The sequence below is a fragment of the Pedobacter sp. genome, assembly GCF_041645105.1.
GTDB lineage: Bacteria > Bacteroidota > Bacteroidia > Sphingobacteriales > Sphingobacteriaceae > Pedobacter.
Map to the genome: position 1 here is coordinate 756,175 of NZ_JBAZQQ010000002.1, position 21,790 is coordinate 777,964.

Consider the following 21,790-nt stretch of genomic DNA (forward strand, 5'->3'; position numbering starts at 1 on the left):
TATGTGCTTGAATAAAAATTATATTTTGCTATTGGTCTTCGGGCTACTTAGTATTAAAACAAATGGACAGGCTGTTAATAATGCGGTGAAAACCATTCAAATGAAGGTCGAAACCGGTTTGCAATTTGATGTAGTGCGCTTTAATGTCAAACCTGGTCAGGCAGTCAAAATTGTATTTGAAAATACAGATGACATGGATCATAATATGCTCATTACTAAACCTGGTGCACGTGAAGAGGTGGTTATGGCAGCTTTGAACCTAGGTGAAAAAGGGCCTGAATTGAATTATATTCCTAAATCAGATAAAGTGCTTTGGTCTGTACCAGTAATTTCTCCTCATCAGAAAAAAACAATCGAATTTACAGCACCAAAAGAACCTGGAGTTTATCCTTATGTATGTACTTATCCGGGACATGGCTTTGTAATGTATGGAGCCATGTATGTAAATACAACAGGAAAAATGCCTGCATTGGAAAAGGATATGAATATTCCTCCAAATAGAAGGGGTGCAGAAATGTCTGATGGCGAAAAGCATGATGATATGCATGCTGGGCATAAAATGCCTGCAAAACCTAAGCCGCTGCATCCTTATAAACCCATTGCACCTTATTTATACCGGGTGTTTATTGCCGGTGCAAGTCCAGCGGCTATTGCTGTAAGCTTACCGGATGACTTGTCTTACTGTTGGGATGCTGGAACTTGTAGGTTACGTTTTGCATGGAAAGGTGGATTTTTGGATAATTCAGAGTTGTGGAAAGGTAAAGGTGATGTTTTAGCAAAAGTAGTAGGTAAGGTATATTTTCGAGATAATGCTTTTCCTTTTCGACTAGCTCAAAATGGCAAAGAACCTGTAGCAGCTTATAAGGGGTATAAGTTGATTAATCGTTACCCTGAATTTCATTATACAATAGATGGAATTTCAGTGTATGAAATGGTAAAGCCTGGCAATAATAAAAATGGATTGGTAAGGACATTCAGAATACCTCAAGCAAATAAAACAATCTGGTTTGTTACCAATGAAAATGATGGCGTGAAATATGCATCATCCAAAGGTAAATGGACCCAAAACAAACTTAAACTTACTGCAGCTGAAGCCAAAAGTTTTACGATTACGTTAACTGCAAAAGAAGGAGCTGAATTATGAAATTAAAACTAATCACAGGATTATGTATTGCAGTTCTTTTTAGCAGTGCTGTCAACATACATGAAGATCCGGAAAATAAAGTATCATATAGGGTAGAAACAATAAAAATGCCCGAGGGCTTAACCAGTGAGAATGGGGCTGTTGAGTTTTTACCGGATGGACGATTGGTAGCTTGTTTTACTCGTGGCGAAGTAATGACTTACAATACTAAAACAAAAAAATGGAAACTATTTGCAGAGGGCTTCCATGACCCATTAGGCATATTGGTAATTAGTAATAGTGAAATGTTAGTTATCCAGCGCCCTGAACTGACCAGAATCAAAGATACAAATGGTGATGGTGTGGCCGATTTGTATGAGAATGTAACTGATGACTTTGGTATATCCGGTAATTATCATGAATATAATTATGGACCGGTTAAAGATAAAAATGGCAACCTTTTTATAGCACTGAATTCATCCTCACCAGGAGGAAGCATGCGTTCTGAAGTTAGAGGGAAAATTGATACAATGGGTAGAGATGGTGCTAATGGATTACGACAAATGTTTTCGGCTGTCCCTTATAGGGGATGGATTATGAAACTTACACCAGATGGAAAACTACATCCGTATGCATCAGGTTTTCGTTCACCAAATGGTCTTGGTTTTGATGGTAAAGGAAATTTATTTGCTACCGATAATCAAGGGGATTGGGTTGGGACTAGCCCTCTTTTTCATATCAAGGAAGGAAATTTTTACGGACATCCGGGAAGTTTAATCTGGACAAAAGGCTGGAATAAAGGAAACCCCTATCATTTATCAAGGGAAGTCTTAAATGAAATGCGTACAAAAGCAGCAGTTCTTTTTCCGCATGGTATAATGGCTAATTCTCCAACACAGCCATTGTGCGACAATACAAATGGCAAATTTGGACCTTTCGGAGGACAGCTTTTGATCGGAGAAATGAATAAAGAACGTATTGTAAGGGTAATGTTAGAAACTGTTGATGGTGAAATCCAGGGTGCATGTATTCCATTTTTGGATGGTCATGGTCTTAGAAAAGGAAACAATAGAATTGCTTTTGCTCCAGACGGAAGCCTGTATGTAGGTCAGAATTCTCATGGCTGGCTTGGAGATGAGGGAATTCAACGAATTGTTTTCACAGGTAGAACACCAGTTGATGTATATACCATGAGTTTAACAAGTACTGGCTTTGATCTTACTTTTACTCAACCTATTGATCGTAATTCGGCTATGAATAAGAGTAATTACAAAATGAGACATTATTATTATGAATACCATAAAAAATATGGCTCCGACCAGTTTGGTTTACAGAGTGATTTGATAAGAAATATCACAGTGTCTGCGGATGGAAAGAAAGTTTCATTGACTATTGATGCGCTAAAGGCAGGATATGTATACGAATTGGGCTTGGATAACATCAAAAGTCAAAAAGGAGAACCTCTTGATAATAAGTTGGTTTGCTATACATTAAATAGATTAAGGAAGTAAAAACACTGAAAATTCACAAGAAATTGAAAATATTTAGATATTTATTCAATTGGTAAACAGAAATATTATATTTTAGCTGAAACACATAATCCTAAAATACACACAAAATGAACAGAACCTTAATATTTTCATGTTGCTTTGCTATCGGTTTATTAGGTAGCGGAGTGGCAAAGAGTCAAACGACAGATCCTAAAAAGGACATAGAGCTTGGTAAAGCATTGATTGCAAAATCAGACTGTTTTGCTTGCCATAAGCCAGATGGTAAACTAGTAGGTCCATCATATGCTGATATTGCAAAAAAGTATAAGAACACAGATGCTAATACTACAATGTTGGCTGGGAAAATAATTAAAGGAGGTAGTGGTACATGGGGACAAATTCCAATGGCTGCGCATCCAAAAATTACACAAGTAGATGCGAAGAAAATGGTAGCATTTATTCTTTCACATAACACTGAGAAAAAATAAACTAAATAGTTTGTTGCAATCTATTAGAATGCTTTATTTCATTTGATTTTATCAATTTGGGATAAAGCATTTTTTTTTATAATATTTTGTTTTTATATAAAATATTATTTCATTTTTTGAATTATAATAAATATCTTCGGTAACGTACACGGCTTTGATATTACTTTAATATTGACAGCTTTAGCATTAAACTTTTATTATCCTAAGAATGGCACATTTTAATATTTCCAGAAGAAAATTTTTATCTAACGGTTCTATAGCATTGTCTGGTTTGGCAATGGCAGGTTTACCTAATCTTGCTTTCGGGCAATATGATCAACAAGTAAGGATTGGTTTGGTAGGTTGTGGACAGAGAGGAGCAGGGGTCGCAAGTATTATTAAAACTTTGCCTGGAATGGATCTTGTTGCTTACTGCGATATTGTTGATGCGCATTTGCAGCCAATGAAACAGTATTCTAAATCTTCAAATCCGAAGTATTATAAAAATTACCAGGAGATGTTAAGAAATAAGGAGGTTGATGCGGTGTACATTGCTACACCACTTAATTTACATTATCAAATGGTAGTTGATGCATTGGATGCTGGAAAACATGTTTATGTGGAAAAGACCATGACTTATGATATTCAGCAGGCGATGAATCTGGTTCATAAAATGAAAGGTAAAAACCTGGTGTTACAAGTAGGTCATCAATATCGCTATTACGCTATGTACCATAAGATAAAACAGATTATTGATGACAACTGGCTTGGTCAGGTTACTCATATAGAGAGTCAGTACAATAGGAATGACAACTGGCGCAGACAGGTTACTGATCCAAAAATGGAACGTCAGATCAATTGGAGGATGTATCGTGAGTATTCTGGTGGTGTTATGGCAGAACTTGCTGCTCATCAGATAGATATAGCAAACTGGATGCTTGGTGGTCACCCTTTAAAAGTTGTAGGACTGGGAGGGATAGACTTTTGGAAAGATGGAAGAGAAACCAATGATAATGTTCGCGCTATCTATGAATATGCAAATGGAGTAAAATCCAGTGTTACTTCAATTTTAAGTAATCAAAATAATAGTTACGCTATAAGAATTCTTGGATCTAAAGCTACTCTTGATATCAGACGTGGCAGTGCTGTAATTTATCCAGAACCAACAAAAAAAGTTTTGGGGATTGTAGATGGTGTAACTGGAGCAACAATTGAGTCTATAAAGCCAGGACAAGGCAAACCTTTATTGTTTGAAAGTCCAGACAATAAAAACTTAGACCCGACTGCTTATGCTTTTATGGCATTTGCTGATTGTATTAAAAATGGTAAAAAACCTGAATCAAATGTATTTACAGGACGTGACGCTGCAATAGCGGTTCATATGGGAAATACAGCGGCAGATACTGGAGTGATGCAGCTGTGGAAACCAGAATACTCGGTATAGGCCACCACACTAAAAATAAAAATTAACCAATAAACCAAACCACATGAACAAATCATTTAACCAAATTAAAAGTTGTTTTGCAGCAGCTCTGCAAGCACTTGTAGTAATTTCTCTTATGACTTTTGCTGCATCAGCTCAAAATGCTATAAAAACTGGTAAAAACAGCCTGTCATTTTCCACTCAGGTAATGTTTGGTGCACAAAAAAATAATCTCTCTATTGTTGTTTCTACAGATTTCAACGGAGATTATTCTATGGAAGGAATAAACAAAGCTACTTGGACTGACATCACTAAAATGTTTGAACTTGCGGATTCTAAAGAATGGAAAAAATCTGGTGAAGCTGATATTTCAGCATTGATTGCTTCGGGAAAACCTTTTTATGTAGGATTGAAATACATTGGTAACAAATCGAGTGTTGGTCCTACTCAAAAAATGTGGGGGATAAATGAAATGTATTTTAATGGAAAAGAGCTGCCTTCAGCAGATTGGAAGATTGTAAATGATCCTAATAATTTTGAAGGTTCAGGCTATTTTAGGCCAAAAGCAGGAGGCATAGTTTTTAAGTCAAATCTGTCAATAATTAGGTCTGAAAGCTGGGGTATTGTTAAAGTAATATAGTTTAGGAAATGGTGATGAATTTTAAAAGTAAACTATTGTCAGTATGGATCTTTTCAGCTATATTATTACAGCTAGGTATTACTAAAGTATGCTTTGCACAAGTAAAGATTGTAGTCAATGCTGATCGCTCTGACTGGGTGTATAAAGTCGGTGAACCAGTAACTTTTACGGTTTCTGCAATGAATGGTAATCAACTACTCAAAGATGTTAAACTAAATTATTCCATTGGACCGGAAAGGATGGTGCCAACTAAAAAAGGTTCGTTGGTTCAGAATAAAGATCTGGAACAAATAGAAGGGGGAAGTTTAGATAAGCCGGGGTTCTTGCGCTGTGTTGTTACTGCACAGATAGATGGCAAGAACTATAAGGGGATGGCCACTGCTGCTTTTGATCCAGAAAAGGTTAAACCGACTACCAATATGCCAAAGGATTTTGTAGCCTTTTGGAACAAAGCAAAAGCTGATTTGGCAAAAATCCCCATGGATGCTAAAATGGAACTTATCCCTGAAAAAAGTACCGCTACTGTAAATGTTTACGAGGTAAGTTTTCAGAATTACAAATTAGGTTCAAGGATCTATGGAATGTTAAGCGCCCCAAAAAAGGAAGGGAAATATCCTGCAATATTAAGGGTACCTGGAGCTGGAGTGAGAAGGTATAGTGCAGATATTGCAACTGCAGATAAAGGTTTCATTGTACTTCAGATTGGCATTCATGGCATTCCGGTAAACATGGCTGATAGCGTTTATAACCGTATGGCAAATACTGAGTTAAAAGGATATCCATTTTTCAATAATAACAATCGCGATGAATATTATTTTAAGCGTGTTTTTATGGGGTGTGTAAGGGCTAATGATTTCTTATTTAGCTTACCTCAATTTGATGGGAAAAATCTGGCTGTTGCAGGTGGAAGTCAGGGTGGAGCACTTACTATAAGCACTGCAGCTTTAGATAGTAGGGTGAAATATATGGTAGCTTATTTCCCTGGATTATGTGATCAGACAGGTTATCTATCTGACAGAACAGGTGGTTGGCCACATTCATTAAGGGATGTTAATAAGGTGAGCAAAGAACAGATTGAAACCTCTAAATATTATGATATGGTTAATTTCTCCAGTCTGCTGAAAATACCAGGTTTTTACAGCTGGGGTTTTAATGATGAAACTTGTCCCCCAACTAGTTGTTATGCTGCATATAATATGATAACCTCACCTAAAGAGTTATTGATTGTAAAGGAAGCGGAACACGAATACAAACCTGAACAAAGAGTAAAAATGAACGAATGGCTAGTTAAAAAGTTGTCGGGTAAATAATTGTATATTATATCTCCGATAAAATGATATACAATCTGAACAGTCAAACAAGTGTATTATGGATAAAGAATGGTATCGCAGCCACTAAGCCGCTGGTTTTACTATTTTTTTTTGTTTTTTTGCATCCCATGAAATTTTTGCTCAAAGTGGTTCAAGAGGGATAAAAGCCAGAATTTATAAAATAAGCTCTGCTGCTGAATTATCGACTATCATGTTAAATGCAGGGGATAAGGTAATCCTAAAAAATGGAGACTGGAAGAATCAAAGGCTTATTTTTAAAGGAAAGGGGACGAAGGTTTTACCCATTGTTTTGGTTGCTGAAAAAGCTGGGAACGTCGTGCTTAGTGGATCCTCATCGTTGTTAATTGATGGGAGCTGGTTGGTAGTTGATGGGTTGAACTTTAAAGACGGATATACACTGGCTGAAAATGTAATTACATTCTCAGAACAATCTGAAAATTGCAGGTTGACGAACACTGCTATAGTTGATTATAATAATCCAGAGAAGAAAGTAAGAAATAGCTGGATAGTACTGTATGGCGTGAAAAATAGAGTTGATCATTGTTATTTAAAAGGAAAAACACATGTTGGTACAACAATAGGAATATACGTTTCGAATACCCCTAATTACCATCGTATTGATCATAATTTTTTTGCTGACAGGCCACCATTAGGCCGAAATGGAGGTGAAATTCTAAGGATAGGAACAGACGTTTGGTCTATGCACGATTCTTTCACTGTTGTTGAAGAAAATATATTCACTCATTGCGATGGTGAGGTAGAGATTGTTTCCAATAAATCTACTAACAATACTATAAGGAACAACCTGTTCTATGAAAGTAAAGGTGGACTGGTATTGCGACACGGTAATAAAGCTAATGTCTATGACAATTATTTTATTGGCAATGGGATAGAGGGGGCAAATGGGATTCGTATTATTGGAGAAGGTCACCGAATTTATAACAATTATTTCCAAAACCTCACATCTGCATTTCTAATCAGAAATGCCTGGGTTAATCCACCTCTTTTTGGTTATTGGCAAGTTAAGCATGCAGAAATTACCGGTAATACGATCATAGATTGTAAAGAAAATTTTGTGATTGGTGCAGGTAAGGATGAAAAATCGGTGCTTCCTCCAATTACCAGTATGATTGCAAACAACCTTATTTATACGAATCAATCCATAATATCATGGTTGGAAAAAGAAGCTGAAATAGTTTTTAAAGAGAATGTGGCGTATGGTATGCATGATACAGCTTTACCAGCTGGAATTAAAGTTTTAGATCCAAAGCTAAAACGAATTAAATATGGATTATATCAGTCAGAGAATGGGGATATATCAAGCGCTGGTTCAAAAAAAATGAATGAAATTCAAAAAGCTGTTTTTGAGATTAATGGAATAGGTGTTTCCTGGATGAAGAAGCCTGTATTGTTTAACGTTGGTTTGATTAAATAATTAATAGATGATAAATTATAAATTTTTATTGCTCTGCTTTCCTCTTCTTTTTGGAAGCTCAGTGATGGCACAAAAGATGGTTTCAAATGCTAAGCTCGGAGGAACTATAGTTTATGATGCCGAGGATAAGGGAAGTTTAACTGCTGGTAATTTAAGTGTTGGTAAGTTTTATCGCTTTTCAAGAGAGCCGGATACTACTTACAAAGACGAATTCTCTAATAACTGGTCTGATGGTGCCAAACTTACAGACGAAGTTTTAAATACAGGTCCTGAATTGAATACTGCGCAATATGTAGGCTGGAAAGGAACCCGTGATCTGGAAATTACAGTAGACCTGGGACGTATCCAAAACTTGGAAAAACTAAATGTGAATGGGATTTCATCTGCTCAGTTGAATGCCTATACACCAGTTAGTGCAGCTGTTTTTGTAAAGCAAGAAAAGAATGATAAATGGATTCTTTTTAAGAAACAGAGCTTTGTCAGCAATAAGACCAATATTGGAAATAAACCTTATTCTGTTGAGGCTGCAGGACCGGCAATGAAAGCAAGGTTTGTAAAGCTGGTTTTAAAACCATCGGCTTCTGGAGGAAAGTCGGGATTGATACTCTTAGATGAGCTTAGTTTAATGGGAAAGATAAAGAATACCTGGCGTTCTGTTCCAGCTGAAGGTTGTTTTCATGGAGCATTTCCAACTTCCGTAGGATACAGCAAAGAAGAACTTGCAGGACGTAAAGGTATGGTCGTTGATCTTTTCGAAAAACAGGTTGGCAAGCAGCTTTCAATGGTTCTTTGGTATCAGGGTATGGCAAAAGGAAGAGATTTTCTGGAAATACAGAAACATAGGGAAATTCATTTGAATAAAGACTATAACGGTGTAAGACACCTTTCTGTAGGCTGGCTGCCTAAAGAATTAAAACCACTGGCGACAGGGGGGTATGATGAGTTTTTCACGAAGTATTTTAAAGATTCAGTAGATCCGGCGATTTTAAAAGGAATGAACGATCCCATCTGGATAAGACCAATGAATGAGTTCAATGGTGGTTGGGTGCCTTATGGATTAGATCCTGTCACCTTCAGAAAAGCCTGGCGCAGAATGTATAACATTGCAGAACAACTCGGTGCCGCTGCACATCATATTTTTGTATGGTCGCCTAATTACCTGAGTTTTCCAGATAAAGACTGGAATAAAATGGAGAAATATTATCCAGGTGATCAGTATGTAGACTGGGTTGGGATAAGTTCTTATCCTCCTGGAAAAAAGGCCGCTAAGAGTGAAGATATGAGGTATCCCTTAGAAAATATTAAGGAGGCATATGAGAAGTATGCACATTATAAGCCTTTTATGATTAGTGAGGGTGGCTTCTCTGATGATATTGATCCGGTTAGGTGGGTTAGAGAATGGTTTGAATTTAAAACTAAAAGACCGAATGTAAAAGCTGTAATCTGGGAAAATCACAACGATCGTGTAATTGCACGTAGTCCAGAAGCCCTAGAACTTTATCGGAAAATGGTTCAAGATAAATACTGGCTGGCAAATTAATTTTTATTTTAAAAACGGGAATGGTGCAGAATGATTATTGAAAGGTGAATTAATCAAATAATTAATCATAAAACCAATAAGCATGAAAAGATTATTATTATCAGTAACTGCAATCACTTTGATGGCATTTCAATCTTGTAAGAAGTCGGATACACCTTCGGCTTTGCTAAATGAGCAATTAGATAGAAAATCTAACAGTGAAATGTTAGGCATACTCTCAACAACCACTATTAATGTTAATCCGTCAACCACTTTAAATGCAGCATTTTGGACTGGAGTACAGACCGCACTAGCTAGTGGGCCTGTGGATGTCATTTTTGATGATGGTACTTATAATGTCGCTTCTACTATTGCTATTAATAACATCGGACATACCACTAATCTTTTAACGCTTAAAACCGCGGTTACAGAAGGTGGGGCTATTTTTACAGGCTCAATTGCTACTTATTTATTTTTTACTTCATGCAAGAATATAAAAGTAGAGCGTTTAAAATTTACAGGAGCGTCGTCAGGTTATGCAATGAGGATGTCAAACTGCATTGATTTCAGTCTTGAAAAGTGCTTTTTTGTAGATTTGCCCAGCGTAGCATATGGGGCACTTGGCATTCATTACCCTTCAACTAATCGTATCCTGGTTAAGAATTGTACATTTGAAAACATTGGTACTACTTCTTCTGCACACATGATTTATTGTGCGTATGGAGTGCAAAGGGTAAGTTTGATAGGCAATTATTTTAAGAATTGTGCAGGATCATTTGTACGCTTTAGGGGGGATCTTTCGGATAAAGGTGTCGTGTATGATAATGATTTTATTTCTACAGGAACATATTTAACAGGTTTTAATCCACCATTTATAGAGATTCCGGTTTTTAATGATGTGAATCCTGGAGATGAAAAGATGGGTACTAACTTTATGATTACTAAAAATACATTTAGCTATGGTACAGTTGGATCTCAGGCAACGCGTTACAATCTTGTTTTTCATAGTTCCGGTTATAATCCTACTGGAAGAACTTATTTAATCAGTACCGCTGATGCAGGATTGTTATCAAGTGGTACAATATTGCAGAAAAGAAGCATAATGTCAGGACAGCTTGGTCTTGATGGTGATGCTATTCGTTTTGGTGGAAATACCAATACCAATGTACAATACAATGTAATTTACCGTTGTTGGAATGCTTATGGGTCGACAGGACCATGGACTGGTCTTGCCAGTATTGGTACCGCAATAAATTCAACTGGGCTTGCAACCACTGAATCTGCAGCCATCGGATATTATCCGTAAATTTTATTATTTTCCTTCATAAGTGCCTGTATTGTATAATTATATAGGTGCTTATGGGGGTTTTTCTTATGGCTGATTGACCATCAGTAAATTATAGATTTATACTTCTATGAAAAATAGTATCCAAATAAATTTGCTTGTTAAATAATTAGTGTGTATTTTCGGGTACGTACACGAATGGTAGCAAGATTAAATGGGTTAATGGAGAAAACGGAGGAAATGAACGAGGTATAGGTGTATTTTATGATAGGTTATAAACAAAATTGTAAATTAAATTTATAGATAAAATAATTATGAGTAATTACGATCGAAGAAATTTTATAAAAATGGTAACTATAGCCGGTGCTGGTTTAGGAGTATCAGGTAGTTTAAATCCTTTGTATGCCATGTCTGGTTCACTTGCCGGGAAAAAAGTAGGGATCATTGGTTTGGATACTTCCCACGCGGTTGCATTCACTAAAACCCTTAATGCAGCTGATTCACCTGCTATATACGGAGGTTATAAAGTAGTGGCAGCTTATCCAAAGGGAAGTAATGATATTAAAAGCAGTGTCGAGCGTATCCCCGGATATATTGAAGAAGTAAAAAAACTGGGAGTAGAAATTGTAGGCTCTATAGCAGATCTTTTGAAAAAGGTAGATGTAGTGTTTCTGGAAACCAATGATGGTCGTTTGCATCTTGAACAAGCTTTGCCTGTATTAAAAGCACGCAAGCCAATGTTTATAGATAAGCCTATTGCAGCTTCATTAGCAGATGCTTCTGCAATATTTGCTGCTGCAAAAAAATATAATACTCCAGTGTTCTCTTCATCTTCTTTAAGATATATAGATGGTATTGATGAAGTGAAATCAGGTAAAATAGGTAAAGTTCTTGGAGCAGAGACTTATAGTCCAGCAAAATATGAAGTAACGCACCCGGATTTATTCTGGTATGGAATACATGGAGTAGAAATGCTATTCGCAGTGATGGGAACAGGATGTAAAACTGTAACGCGTGTTCATACACCTGATGCTGATGTTGTGGTAGGTGTATGGAATGATGGAAGGATTGGTACTTTTAGAGGAACACGAAAAGGTAAAAGTGATTACGGAGGTAGGATCTTCGGTGAAAAATCGAATACCACATTAGGTACTTTTAAAGGGTACAATCCATTATTAGAGCAAATTATCAAGTTCTTTGAAACAGGTGTAGTACCCGTGCAACCAGAAGAAACTTTAGAAATTGCTGCCTTTATGGAAGCGGCTGACGAAAGCAAAGCTAAAGGAGGCAGTCCGGTAAGTATGGAAAAACTTTTAACTAAAGCTAAATAACCAATAGCAGTAAAATTATATAATAAGAAATAATCAATTTTTGATCTAAACACAAAACACATGAATGAACTAGATGATAAAAACCGGAGAGACTTTATAAAAACTGCAGTAACTGGCGTAGCGGCACTATCTGTTGGAGGTATTCTTCCTGGATTCAGTGCAAAAAGCTATGCAAATATAATGGGGGCAAATGATAAAATCAGAGTTGCCATGATGGGGGTGAATGCACGTGGATTAGCTTTAGCTAATAACTTTGCAATACAACCAAATTGCGAAATCACTTATGTTTGTGATACAGATAGCCGCGCCGCGGAAAAATGTATCAGTCAGGTAGAAAAGAAGCAAAATAAACTTCCTAAAGCCCAGCCGGATTTTAGAAAAGCTCTAGAATATAAAGATGTAGATGCTCTTGTGGTAGCTGCTCCTGATCATTGGCATGCTCCTGCAGCAATATTGGCTTCAAAAGCAGGTAAACATGTTTATCTGGAAAAACCTTGTAGCCATAATCCAAATGAAGGGGAAATCCTTTTGGCAGCAGTAAAGAAATATAAAAATGTTATTCAGATGGGTAACCAGCGCCGCTCATGGCCAAATATTGTAAAAGCAATTAATGAACTACATGGTGGTGTAATCGGAAGGCCGTATTTTGCAAAGACATGGTATACTAATAATCGTCCGTCTATTGGAATAGGAAAAGAAACTGCTGTGCCATCATGGTTAAATTATGATCTATGGCAAGGACCAGCACCTCGCATGGCCTATAAAGATAACATTCTGCATTATAACTGGCACTGGTTCTGGAACTGGGGTACTGGCGAGGCACTAAATAATGGTACACACATGGTTGATATCGCGAGATGGGGACTTGGTGTTGACTATCCAACAAAAGTAACCTCTTCAGGTGGTCGTTACAGATACCAGGATGATTGGCAAACTCCAGATACTCAGGTAATATCTTTAGAGTTTGGTAATAAAGGTGCCATTACATGGGAAGGTAGAAGCTGTAACGGTCGTAATGTAGAAGGTGCAAGTGTTGGTGTAATTTTCTATGGCGAAAGTGGCACTCTACAAATTAATGGTACAAACGGTTATACCATTCACGATTTAAATAATAAATTGGTTAAAGAAGTTAAAAATGATGTTGTAGTTGATGCGAGAAGTCTAACGAATCCTTCTCAGGCGCTAGATGCACTTCACATCAATAACTTCTTTGATTCAATTAGAAAAGGAACGGCCTTAAATTCAGATATCTTAAGTGGACACCAAAGTACCTTACTGGTTCAGTTAGGTAACATTGCACAGCGTACAGGTAGCACACTTAATATCGATCCAAAGAATGGCCATATATTAAACAATAAAGAAGCGCTTAAATACTGGAGCAGAACTTATCAAAAAGGTTGGGAGCCAACCATCTAATTGTAATTCATGAAGAAAACAAATTTAGCTTCCGTAGACGTAAGTTCGTTAAGTAAGCGCGATACCGTAATTTCTATTCTGATTATTGGCTTGTTGTTTTTTATTTTCGGCTTTGTAAGCTGGGTAAATGCAATTCTGATTCCATACTTTAAAATTGCATGTGAACTCAATAATTTTGAATCTTATCTGGTTGCCTTTGCATTTTACATCTCGTACTTTGTCATGTCTGTTCCTTCCTCATACTTGTTAAAGTCTGTAGGGTTTAAAAAAGGAATGATGATTGGTTTTTGGACGATGGCTGTTGGTGCGGCAATTTTTGTTCCGGCAGCATTTTCACGTACCTATGAGATTTTCCTTTTGGGATTATTTACACTTGGGTCGGGACTGGCTATTCTGCAAACGGCAGCAAATCCTTACATTACTGTATTAGGGCCAAAAGAACGTGCAGCTCAGCGAATTAGTATCATGGGTATATGTAATAAAGGTGCAGGTATACTTGCACCCCTATTATTTGCTGCTGTAATATTAAGAGCTACTGATGGTGATCTTTTCAAACAGCTTCCTCTTATGGATGAAGTCGCAAAAAATGCGGCACTTGATGAATTGATCAGAAGGGTAATTCTACCTTATTCTGTTGTGGCAGCTGTATTGGTAGGATTGGGGTTATTTGTACGCTTTTCTCCTCTTCCAGAAATTAATACCGAGGAAGAAAGCGAAGATGTAGCATTGGCTAACTCTGGTAAAACCAGTATTTTTCAGTTCCCGCATTTAATTCTTGGTGCCTTTGGTATTTTTTTACACGTTGGCACACAGGTTATCGCAATCGACACGATTATTGGATATGCCGGATCTATGGATATTCATTTGCTTGAAGCTAAAGCTTTTCCATCTTATACCTTGTTTGTAACTATATGTGGTTACTTACTGGGGATAGCTACAATTCCAAGATTTATCAGTCAGGCAACAGCATTAAAAATATGTACATTTTTAGGCGCAATTTTTACCCTACTCATCATCTATGCTAAAGGCAACATCACACTTTTTGGCCATACTGCTGATGTGTCTATCTGGTTTGTAGTTTTACTGGGTTTCGCTAACTCAATGGTATGGGCTGGAATTTGGCCTTTGGCTCTAGATGGTTTGGGACGTTTTACTAAAGTAGGAGCTTCTTTAATGATTATGGGCTTGTGCGGGAATGCAATAATGCCGCTTTTTTACGGTTATTATGCCGATCTTTTTGATTTGAGAGTAGCATATTGGGTTTTATTTCCTTGCTATCTATACCTCATATTTTATGCAGTTTATGGTCATAAAATCAGAAGTTGGTCTTTTAAAACAGCTAAAACAATTTAAAACTATTTTTATGCTTTCAAGTAAAAAATACAACTATAAATACGGCCAAAAACGTGTTTCATTGGTGCTGGGAATGATTACAATGTTGGCTTTTGGGTGCCAGAATAAGGAGCAAAAAACTGATGAACTTCAGATTAATTTACTAACCCTTGATCCTGGACACTTCCATGCTGCACTTGTGCAAAAGTCAATGTATAAAGAAATAAGTCCAGTAGTGCATGTTTATGCACCACAAGGACCAGAGGTCGAAGCCTACTTAAAACTGATTGAGAAATACAATACAAGAGCGGAAGAACCTACGGCCTGGCAGGAAAAAACCTATAAAGGAGAGGATTATCTTCAGAAAATGCTGGATGAGAAAAAAGGTAATCTGGTAATTCTTGCAGGTAACAATCAAAAGAAAACAGAGTATATTCTAAAATCTGTTGGTGCGGGTATTAATGTTTTGGCTGATAAACCAATGGTAATCGATGTAAATGGTTTTGGACAGTTAGAAAAAGCATTTGAAACTGCTGAAAAAAATAAGGTGGTTTTGTATGATATCATGACCGAGCGTTATGAAATTACAAATATGCTTCAAAAGGAGTTGTCTTTACAATCAGAAATATTCGGTTCGCTTGAAAAGGGGACAACAGAAAATCCTGCAATTACTAAAGAAAGTGTCCATCACTTCTTTAAATTGGTTTCGGGAGCTCCATTAATTCGCCCGCAATGGTATTATGATGTAAATCAGGAGGGTAATGGTTTGGTTGATGTAACCACACATTTAGTTGATATGATTCAGTGGGAGTGTTTCTCAGATCAGAATATTGACTATAAAACTGATGTCAACATGATTTCAGCAAAACGTTCAGCAACTGCAATTAGCCCTTCACAATTTAAATTAAGTACGGGTGCTGCAGAATATCCTGCTTTTCTTAAAAAAGATGTAAAGGATAGCATACTGAATGTATATTCAAATGGCGAAATGAATTATACAATTAAAGGAGTACATGCAAAAGTATCTGTGATTTGGAATTTTCAGGCACCAGCTGGAGCAGGAGATATCCATTATTCCGTAATGAGAGGTACAAAAGCCAACTTGGTTATTAAGCAGGGAGCAGAGCAACAATACAAACCAACTTTATACATCGTTCCTTTAAAGAAGAATGAGGCTAGTTATGAGGCCAGTCTTAAAAAAGCTTTTGAAAAAGTAAGTAAAATATATCCTGGTTTAGCATTAAAATCTAATAAAGAAGGCTGGGAAGTTGTCATACCTGAAACATATAAAGTAGGGCATGAAGCACATTTTGCTGAAGTAACTAAAAAGTATTTGGGTTATTTAAAGGAAAGAAAACTTCCAGAATGGGAAAAGAATGCTTTGTTGAGTAAATATTATACTACAACAAAAGCATTGGAAATAGCCATGAAGAGTAAATAATGTATTAATTATTAAGATCAGGACACAATTTAACAATTTACTCGGGTACGTACACAAAAACCATCATTATTGGTATATTTGTACGCAATTTCTGCCTTGAAATCACATCAATTATGCGTGACGAAAAAATAAAAATATATAACGGTACCATTATAACCCCCTATCGTCTGATAAAAAATGGAACAGTTATCATAACAAACGGTGTAATAACCGGTGTTATTGAAGGGAATGCCGATGTGGCAGATGCAATTGAAATAGATGCTAAAGGTAAATATATAGCACCTGGATTTATCGATATGCATATACATGGTGGCGGAGGTTATGATTTTATGGATGGAGATGTAAATTCCTTTCTTAAAATTGCTGAGACACATGTTAAGTATGGAACAACAGCGATGTGCCCTACTACCTTAACCAGCGAGTTGAGCAATTTATTGCAAACATTAGACAACTACGAAGAGGCTAATAAACTAAATACGTCAGGGTCTCAGTTTTTAGGAATGCACTTGGAGGGACCTTATTTTTCTAAGAATCAATGTGGAGCGCAAGATCCCAGGTATATGCGCAATCCTGATCCTGAGGAATATAAGAAAGTACTTTACCATTCTCATTCTATTAGAAGATGGAGTGCTGCACCTGAATTAAAAGGAGCTTTGGAGTTCGGAAGATACCTTAAATCATTAGGAGTAATCGCAGCAATAGCCCATACTGATGCCATTTATGAAGAGGTATTAGAAGCTTTTGAGAGCGGCTATACCTTAGCAACTCACTTTTACTCGGCCATGTCTGGTGTAAGTAGAAGAAATGCATTCAGATACGCTGGTGCAATAGAGGCGGGATATTTAATTGATGAAATGGATGTGGAAATCATAGCCGATGGAATACATCTGCCACCACCTCTATTGAAATTGGTTTATAAAATTAAGGGAGCATCGAGAACAGCCTTGATTACAGATGCTATGCGGGCAACGGGCATGCCTCCAGGTAAAAGTATATTGGGAAATATCAATGATGGCTTAGAGGTGATTGTTGAGGATGGTGTGGCTAAATTGATGGATAGAACCGCTTTTGCCGGTAGTGTTGCAACTGCAGATAGACTGGTAAGAACAATGGTTAAGGACGCTGATGTACCATTGCTGGAAGTTATACAGATGATTACTTCCACTCCAGCAAGAATATTGGGAGTGGGAGATCGGAAAGGTTCAATCCTGGAAGGAAAAGATGCTGATATCGTTATTTTCGATGCAGATATCAACATCGGTATGACTATAATAAAAGGAGAGGTGATTTACAATGCAAACAGCGAAATGAGTAAAAAATCGTTGGGAATAATAGAAGGATAGAATAATGATTAAAGAAATAAAAAAGGATAATCTTAATATACAAGTATTAGAAGATAGAAAATTATTAGGTGCGCTAGCTGCGGAACGTGTTTATAAGCAAATTACTGATTTGCTTAAAGATGAACCCTATCTGAACATGATTTTTGCAGCTGCACCCTCTCAAAATGAGTTTTTGTCAACTTTATTGGAAAAGGATATTGATTGGAGTAGAATCAATGCTTTCCATATGGATGAGTACATCGGATTAGATGCAGATGCACCTCAAGGTTTTGGTAATTTCTTAAGGTCTAGGTTGTTTAATAAAGTTAAATTCCGTACGGTCAACTATATTGATGGAACGGCAGTTAATCCAGTGCAGGAATGCGAGCGCTATGAAAGTTTATTGAAACAATTTCCGCCGCATATCGTTTGTATGGGTATTGGTGAAAACACACACATTGCCTTTAACGACCCTCATGTTGCCGATTTTGAGGATAAACTGATGGTTAAAGTTGTCGATCTTGATTTAGCATGCAGACAACAACAAGTAAATGATGGTTGTTTCAGTACAATAGATAAAGTTCCCGAATATGCCATTACTTTAACCATCCCTACACTTTTTGCTGGTAAATACCTTTTCTGTATGGTTCCCGGACAAAACAAAGCAAAAGCTGTACACAATACTGTTACGCAAGAAATAGATGAAAAATTCCCTTCCACAATATTGCGTAGACATCAAAATGCTAATATGTTTACAGATACAGAAAGCAGCATTTTTCTCTAGGTATTAAAGAATTAATTTTAACGCTCTTTTAAAAAAACGTAATTTTGTTATTTTATAATTTCATTCATTTTATTTGATAAAATAAATGCAAATTTATATTAATAAGATTACCTGATAAAATAATGAAGAAAACCGAAGAGAAGACATTAGTTGGCGTAAGGGAAATAGCTAGAAAGGCAAATGTGTCTATAGCAACTGTTGATAGGGTTTTGCATAACAGAACTGGAGTTTCTGCAAAAACAAAAGAGAAGATTGACGCGATAATAGAAGAGCTAGATTATAAACCTAATATTCTTGCCAGACGATTAGCTTCAAAGCAGATCTTAAGGTTTGCTGTTTTAATTCCATCTGTTTCAGCTGAAACAGATTATTGGTCTGCACCTTTGAGTGGTGTTGAACAAGCGGAATCAGAGATTTCAGCATATGGTATCGAGATAAGAACTTTTCTTTTTGACCAGAATGACAAGAAATCATTCACAAAACAAGCGGGAAAAATACTTGAAGCAAATTTTAACGGTGTCCTTCTGGCACCGATGTTTATTGAGGAATCAAGCCGTTTTGTTGATGAATGCTCAAAAAAGAATATTCAATGTGTATTTATAAATTCGGACATACCTGATAAAAATAGCTTATGCTATATCGGACCAAATTTGTACCATAGTGGTTATCTTACGGCACATATTTCAGGTTATCTTTTAAAAGAAAATGATAGAGTATTAATTGTAAATATTTCAAAAGAAATAGATAATCATCACCACTTACTTAGAAAAGAAGAAGGATTTAGGAAATATTTTGTTGACAATAATAAAACAAATGAAATTCTAAAGGTTGACATTAGAGATACAGCTTATGAATCTGTAAAAAGCAGCTTATCAGAGACTTTGAAAAAGAATGATATAAACCTGATTTTTGTAACCAATTCACGTGTATCTTCTGTAGCTCGTTATCTGGAGCAGGAAGGTATAGAAAATATCAAACTGATAGGATTCGACTTTCTAAATGACAACATAGAATATCTTAAAAAGCAGACTATCGATTTTCTTATCTGTCAGAAACCAATAGAGCAAGGTTATAGAGGTATAATGGCACTTTATACACATTTCGTTCATTCAGGGACTATAGAAAAGCTATATTATATGCCAATAGACATTATTACTAAAGAAAATTATCAGTTTTATAGAAACTAAAGTATGATGAAAGTGATTGATGTTCCTAATGTTGGGGACAATGGAGAGGATTTACATACCCTTGGTTTACTGTTAAATAAACAACCTTTACGACTTATCGATAATAGTCCCTGGCCAGAATATAAAACTACTGCTAAGGCTGGCTTTTCTATTGCTCATAATGGAAATTCTATTCTGATCAGATATGAGGTAGAAGAAAAAGAATTAAAATCAGTTTCTAGGGACTACAATCAAAATGTTCACAAGGATAATTGCGTAGAGTTTTTTATATCCTTTGGTACTAATGGAGTCGCTTATTATAACATTGAGCTTAATTGTTTAGGCTCATTAAAAATAGGTTATGGAGTAGGTAGAGGAAAAAGATTGCCAATAGCTGCAGAGTTTTTAGACCAGGTAAGAATAAATACTTCAATCAATTATACACGGGATAATGGTAGTAATGTGGTTAAATGGCAGCTTTTGCTGAGCATCCCTGCAACAGTATTTTCTGAAGATAATATTACATCCTTTAACGGAGTAAATTGTAAAGCGAACTTCTATAAATGTGGTGATGGTCTTCCTGATCCCCATTTTCTATGTTGGAATCGGATTGAAGTTGAAAGTCCGGATTTTCATCGTCCCGAATATTTTGGACAATTGAATTTCCTTTCTAAATAATACCTAAGCTACTGATAAGGATTTTTGTTCCGTAAGTACTTTAACGTGATCAAGAGCTTCCCTAATCTCTTCTATAGGGAAGTCGCCTCGTTCACCATAAGTCAGTAATCTCAAATATTCGCCCCATATTAATCCACGTCCATATTCTGTTTTAGACCACATTTGTCTGCTGATTGGATATTTCAAAAAATCAGTAGGTAAGGGAAGTGGAATACAGTGCAGTTCAATTTCAGGAAAGTATTTCTTCAATGATAACGCTGCTCTTGTAGAGGCATAAGAATGGGCTAAGAAAGTCATGCTTCTAATGTTTTTGAAAGAAATGATTTTCTTAGCTTCAATTATATTTTCAATGATATTTTTTGATTTGTTTTCTGTATAAATTCTTTTGTCTTTATATTTTTCCAGCGGAATAAAAGATTTAATCTGTTCTGATTCTGCCTGTTTTTTATAGAAGGAACCATTGTAATTGGCAATTCCACCTGTAATTAGAACCTGGTCAACAAGTTCATTATCTAGCATGTATTTGATGATATCAGCAATTTCCCTGTGTTGAACATTAGAACCAAAAACAAAAAGCAAGTCAGACCCTGTTATGCTTTCTTCTTGAAAACATAGATCTGTTAAGGCTGAAATTAGTTCATTGTCCATATCAGGACATTCAGGAACTTTTGAAATTTCCCGTTGTAATTCTTCTGACATATTGCTAGATAATTTTTACATAGACGTATCTTTTATAAGAATCGCTACAGACAACAAGAAATATTTCCTGAACCTTTTATCAAACCACTTGTTTAAGTATAAAATAGTTTTTGTGTTTTATTTAAGCATTTAAGAAATGAGATCAATTTGGAAAGGTGCGATAGGTTTTGGATTAGTAAATATTCCAGTGAAATTGTTTTCTGGTGTGCAGAATAGTTCATTGGATTTGGATATGCTGGATGAGCGAGACCATTCTAATATCAGATTTAAAAGGGTTAATGAGAAAACCCAAAAGGAGGTCCCTTATGATCATATTGTAAAAGGCTATCTTTTAAACGAACAGTATATTGTTTTAGATGAACATGACTTTGAAGAAGTAAGACCTGAAAAAACAAAGATGATAGAGATCGAGAGCTTCGTAAATATCGCCGAAATTAATCCAATTTATTACGAAACTACTTATTATACACAACCTGAGCCACAGGGTAAGAAGGCATATAGCTTATTATTAAAAGCACTTGTTAAATCAAAAATGGCAGGTGTAGCACGATTTGTTTTAAGAAATACAGAGAACTTATGCGTGATACATCCTTTAAATGGAATTATTGTCATCACTAAGATTCGTTTTCAGGAAGAGATTCGTGATACTAAGGAAATGGAAATGAAAGGCGCTGTAACCATCAATCCAAAAGAACTTGAGGTGGGGTTGGCTTTAATCAAACAATATACCACCACTTTTAATATCGATGTTTTTAAAAATGACTATTCTGCTGAGCTTTTAAAAATCATTAAAGCCAAGGCTAAAGGGCGTAGGGCGACAGTTAAAAAGATTAAACCTAAGAAAGCAGTAAGTGAGGATCTGTATGAGCAATTGATGGAAAGTTTAAATAAAAAAGCTTAACCTGATT

19 protein-coding genes are annotated in these 21,790 nt (G+C 36.2%); 18 read left to right on the forward strand and 1 reads right to left on the reverse strand.

The features are described from left to right. Position 1: 1 nt before the first annotated feature. The 17 genes from WC623_RS09465 (at position 2) to WC623_RS09545 (ending at position 20,183) form a co-directional block, all read left to right on the forward strand. On the forward strand, positions 2-1,144 hold the full coding sequence (locus WC623_RS09465) for a plastocyanin/azurin family copper-binding protein (protein ID WP_372850299.1): 1,143 nt from the start codon (positions 2-4) through the stop codon (positions 1,142-1,144). Continuing rightward, positions 1,141-2,634 carry a hypothetical protein gene (locus WC623_RS09470; RefSeq protein WP_372850301.1) on the forward strand — a complete coding sequence of 498 codons (1,494 nt, stop codon included), beginning with the start codon at positions 1,141-1,143 and terminating at the stop codon, positions 2,632-2,634. Before WC623_RS09465 ends, WC623_RS09470 begins: the two co-directional genes overlap by 4 nt. A gap of 107 nt (positions 2,635-2,741) precedes the next feature. Beyond that, positions 2,742-3,101: a c-type cytochrome gene (locus WC623_RS09475; RefSeq protein WP_372850303.1), complete on the forward strand. Its 360-nt coding sequence runs from the start codon at positions 2,742-2,744 to the stop codon at positions 3,099-3,101. Between the two features lie 208 nt (positions 3,102-3,309). Next, a complete protein-coding gene (locus tag WC623_RS09480) occupies positions 3,310-4,524 on the forward strand; it encodes a Gfo/Idh/MocA family protein (protein ID WP_372850305.1) in 1,215 nt (404 codons plus the stop codon). 43 nt (positions 4,525-4,567) lie between these two features. Continuing rightward, a complete protein-coding gene (locus tag WC623_RS09485) occupies positions 4,568-5,143 on the forward strand; it encodes a DUF5017 domain-containing protein (protein ID WP_372850307.1) in 576 nt (191 codons plus the stop codon). A gap of 14 nt (positions 5,144-5,157) precedes the next feature. Next, positions 5,158-6,453, forward strand: coding sequence for an acetylxylan esterase (locus WC623_RS09490; RefSeq protein ID WP_372850309.1), 1,296 nt, complete (start codon positions 5,158-5,160; stop codon positions 6,451-6,453). A 211-nt stretch (positions 6,454-6,664) separates the two neighbouring features. Next, on the forward strand, positions 6,665-7,909 hold the full coding sequence (locus tag WC623_RS09495) for a polysaccharide lyase 6 family protein (RefSeq protein ID WP_372850311.1): 1,245 nt from the start codon (positions 6,665-6,667) through the stop codon (positions 7,907-7,909). A 7-nt stretch (positions 7,910-7,916) separates the two neighbouring features. Next, entirely contained in the window at positions 7,917-9,449 is a 1,533-nt protein-coding gene (locus WC623_RS09500; RefSeq protein WP_372850313.1) for a glycosyl hydrolase, read from the forward strand. An 82-nt stretch (positions 9,450-9,531) separates the two neighbouring features. Further along, positions 9,532-10,734, forward strand: coding sequence for a hypothetical protein (locus WC623_RS09505; RefSeq protein ID WP_372850315.1), 1,203 nt, complete (start codon positions 9,532-9,534; stop codon positions 10,732-10,734). A gap of 293 nt (positions 10,735-11,027) precedes the next feature. Further along, positions 11,028-12,044 (forward strand): Gfo/Idh/MocA family protein, encoded by a 1,017-nt coding sequence (locus WC623_RS09510; protein WP_372850317.1) that lies wholly within the window; start codon positions 11,028-11,030, stop codon positions 12,042-12,044. Between the two features lie 60 nt (positions 12,045-12,104). Next, entirely contained in the window at positions 12,105-13,460 is a 1,356-nt protein-coding gene (locus WC623_RS09515; protein ID WP_372850319.1) for a Gfo/Idh/MocA family protein, read from the forward strand. Positions 13,461-13,469: 9 nt separating this feature from the next. Beyond that, the gene (locus WC623_RS09520) at positions 13,470-14,813 is read left to right on the forward strand and encodes a sugar MFS transporter (protein ID WP_372850321.1); all 1,344 of its coding nucleotides are present in this window, start codon (positions 13,470-13,472) and stop codon (positions 14,811-14,813) included. A gap of 10 nt (positions 14,814-14,823) precedes the next feature. Beyond that, positions 14,824-16,233 (forward strand): putative oxidoreductase C-terminal domain-containing protein, encoded by a 1,410-nt coding sequence (locus tag WC623_RS09525; RefSeq protein ID WP_372850323.1) that lies wholly within the window; start codon positions 14,824-14,826, stop codon positions 16,231-16,233. A 113-nt stretch (positions 16,234-16,346) separates the two neighbouring features. Next, on the forward strand, positions 16,347-17,576 hold the full coding sequence (gene nagA / locus WC623_RS09530; RefSeq protein ID WP_372850325.1) for an N-acetylglucosamine-6-phosphate deacetylase: 1,230 nt from the start codon (positions 16,347-16,349) through the stop codon (positions 17,574-17,576). A 4-nt stretch (positions 17,577-17,580) separates the two neighbouring features. Next, positions 17,581-18,339, forward strand: coding sequence for a glucosamine-6-phosphate deaminase (locus WC623_RS09535; protein WP_372850327.1), 759 nt, complete (start codon positions 17,581-17,583; stop codon positions 18,337-18,339). A 122-nt stretch (positions 18,340-18,461) separates the two neighbouring features. After that, positions 18,462-19,526 carry a substrate-binding domain-containing protein gene (locus WC623_RS09540; RefSeq protein ID WP_372850329.1) on the forward strand — a complete coding sequence of 355 codons (1,065 nt, stop codon included), beginning with the start codon at positions 18,462-18,464 and terminating at the stop codon, positions 19,524-19,526. 3 nt (positions 19,527-19,529) lie between these two features. After that, the gene (locus WC623_RS09545) at positions 19,530-20,183 is read left to right on the forward strand and encodes a carbohydrate-binding family 9-like protein (protein WP_372850331.1); all 654 of its coding nucleotides are present in this window, start codon (positions 19,530-19,532) and stop codon (positions 20,181-20,183) included. Between the two features lie 3 nt (positions 20,184-20,186). Here the strand turns inward: WC623_RS09545 and WC623_RS09550 are convergent, their stop codons facing one another. After that, positions 20,187-20,882 carry an ElyC/SanA/YdcF family protein gene (locus tag WC623_RS09550; RefSeq protein ID WP_372850333.1) on the reverse strand — a complete coding sequence of 232 codons (696 nt, stop codon included), beginning with the start codon at positions 20,880-20,882 and terminating at the stop codon, positions 20,187-20,189. A gap of 136 nt (positions 20,883-21,018) precedes the next feature. Between WC623_RS09550 and WC623_RS09555 the strand changes: the two genes are divergently transcribed. Further along, entirely contained in the window at positions 21,019-21,783 is a 765-nt protein-coding gene (locus tag WC623_RS09555; RefSeq protein WP_372850335.1) for a Ku protein, read from the forward strand. The last annotated feature ends 7 nt before the right edge of the window (positions 21,784-21,790 follow it).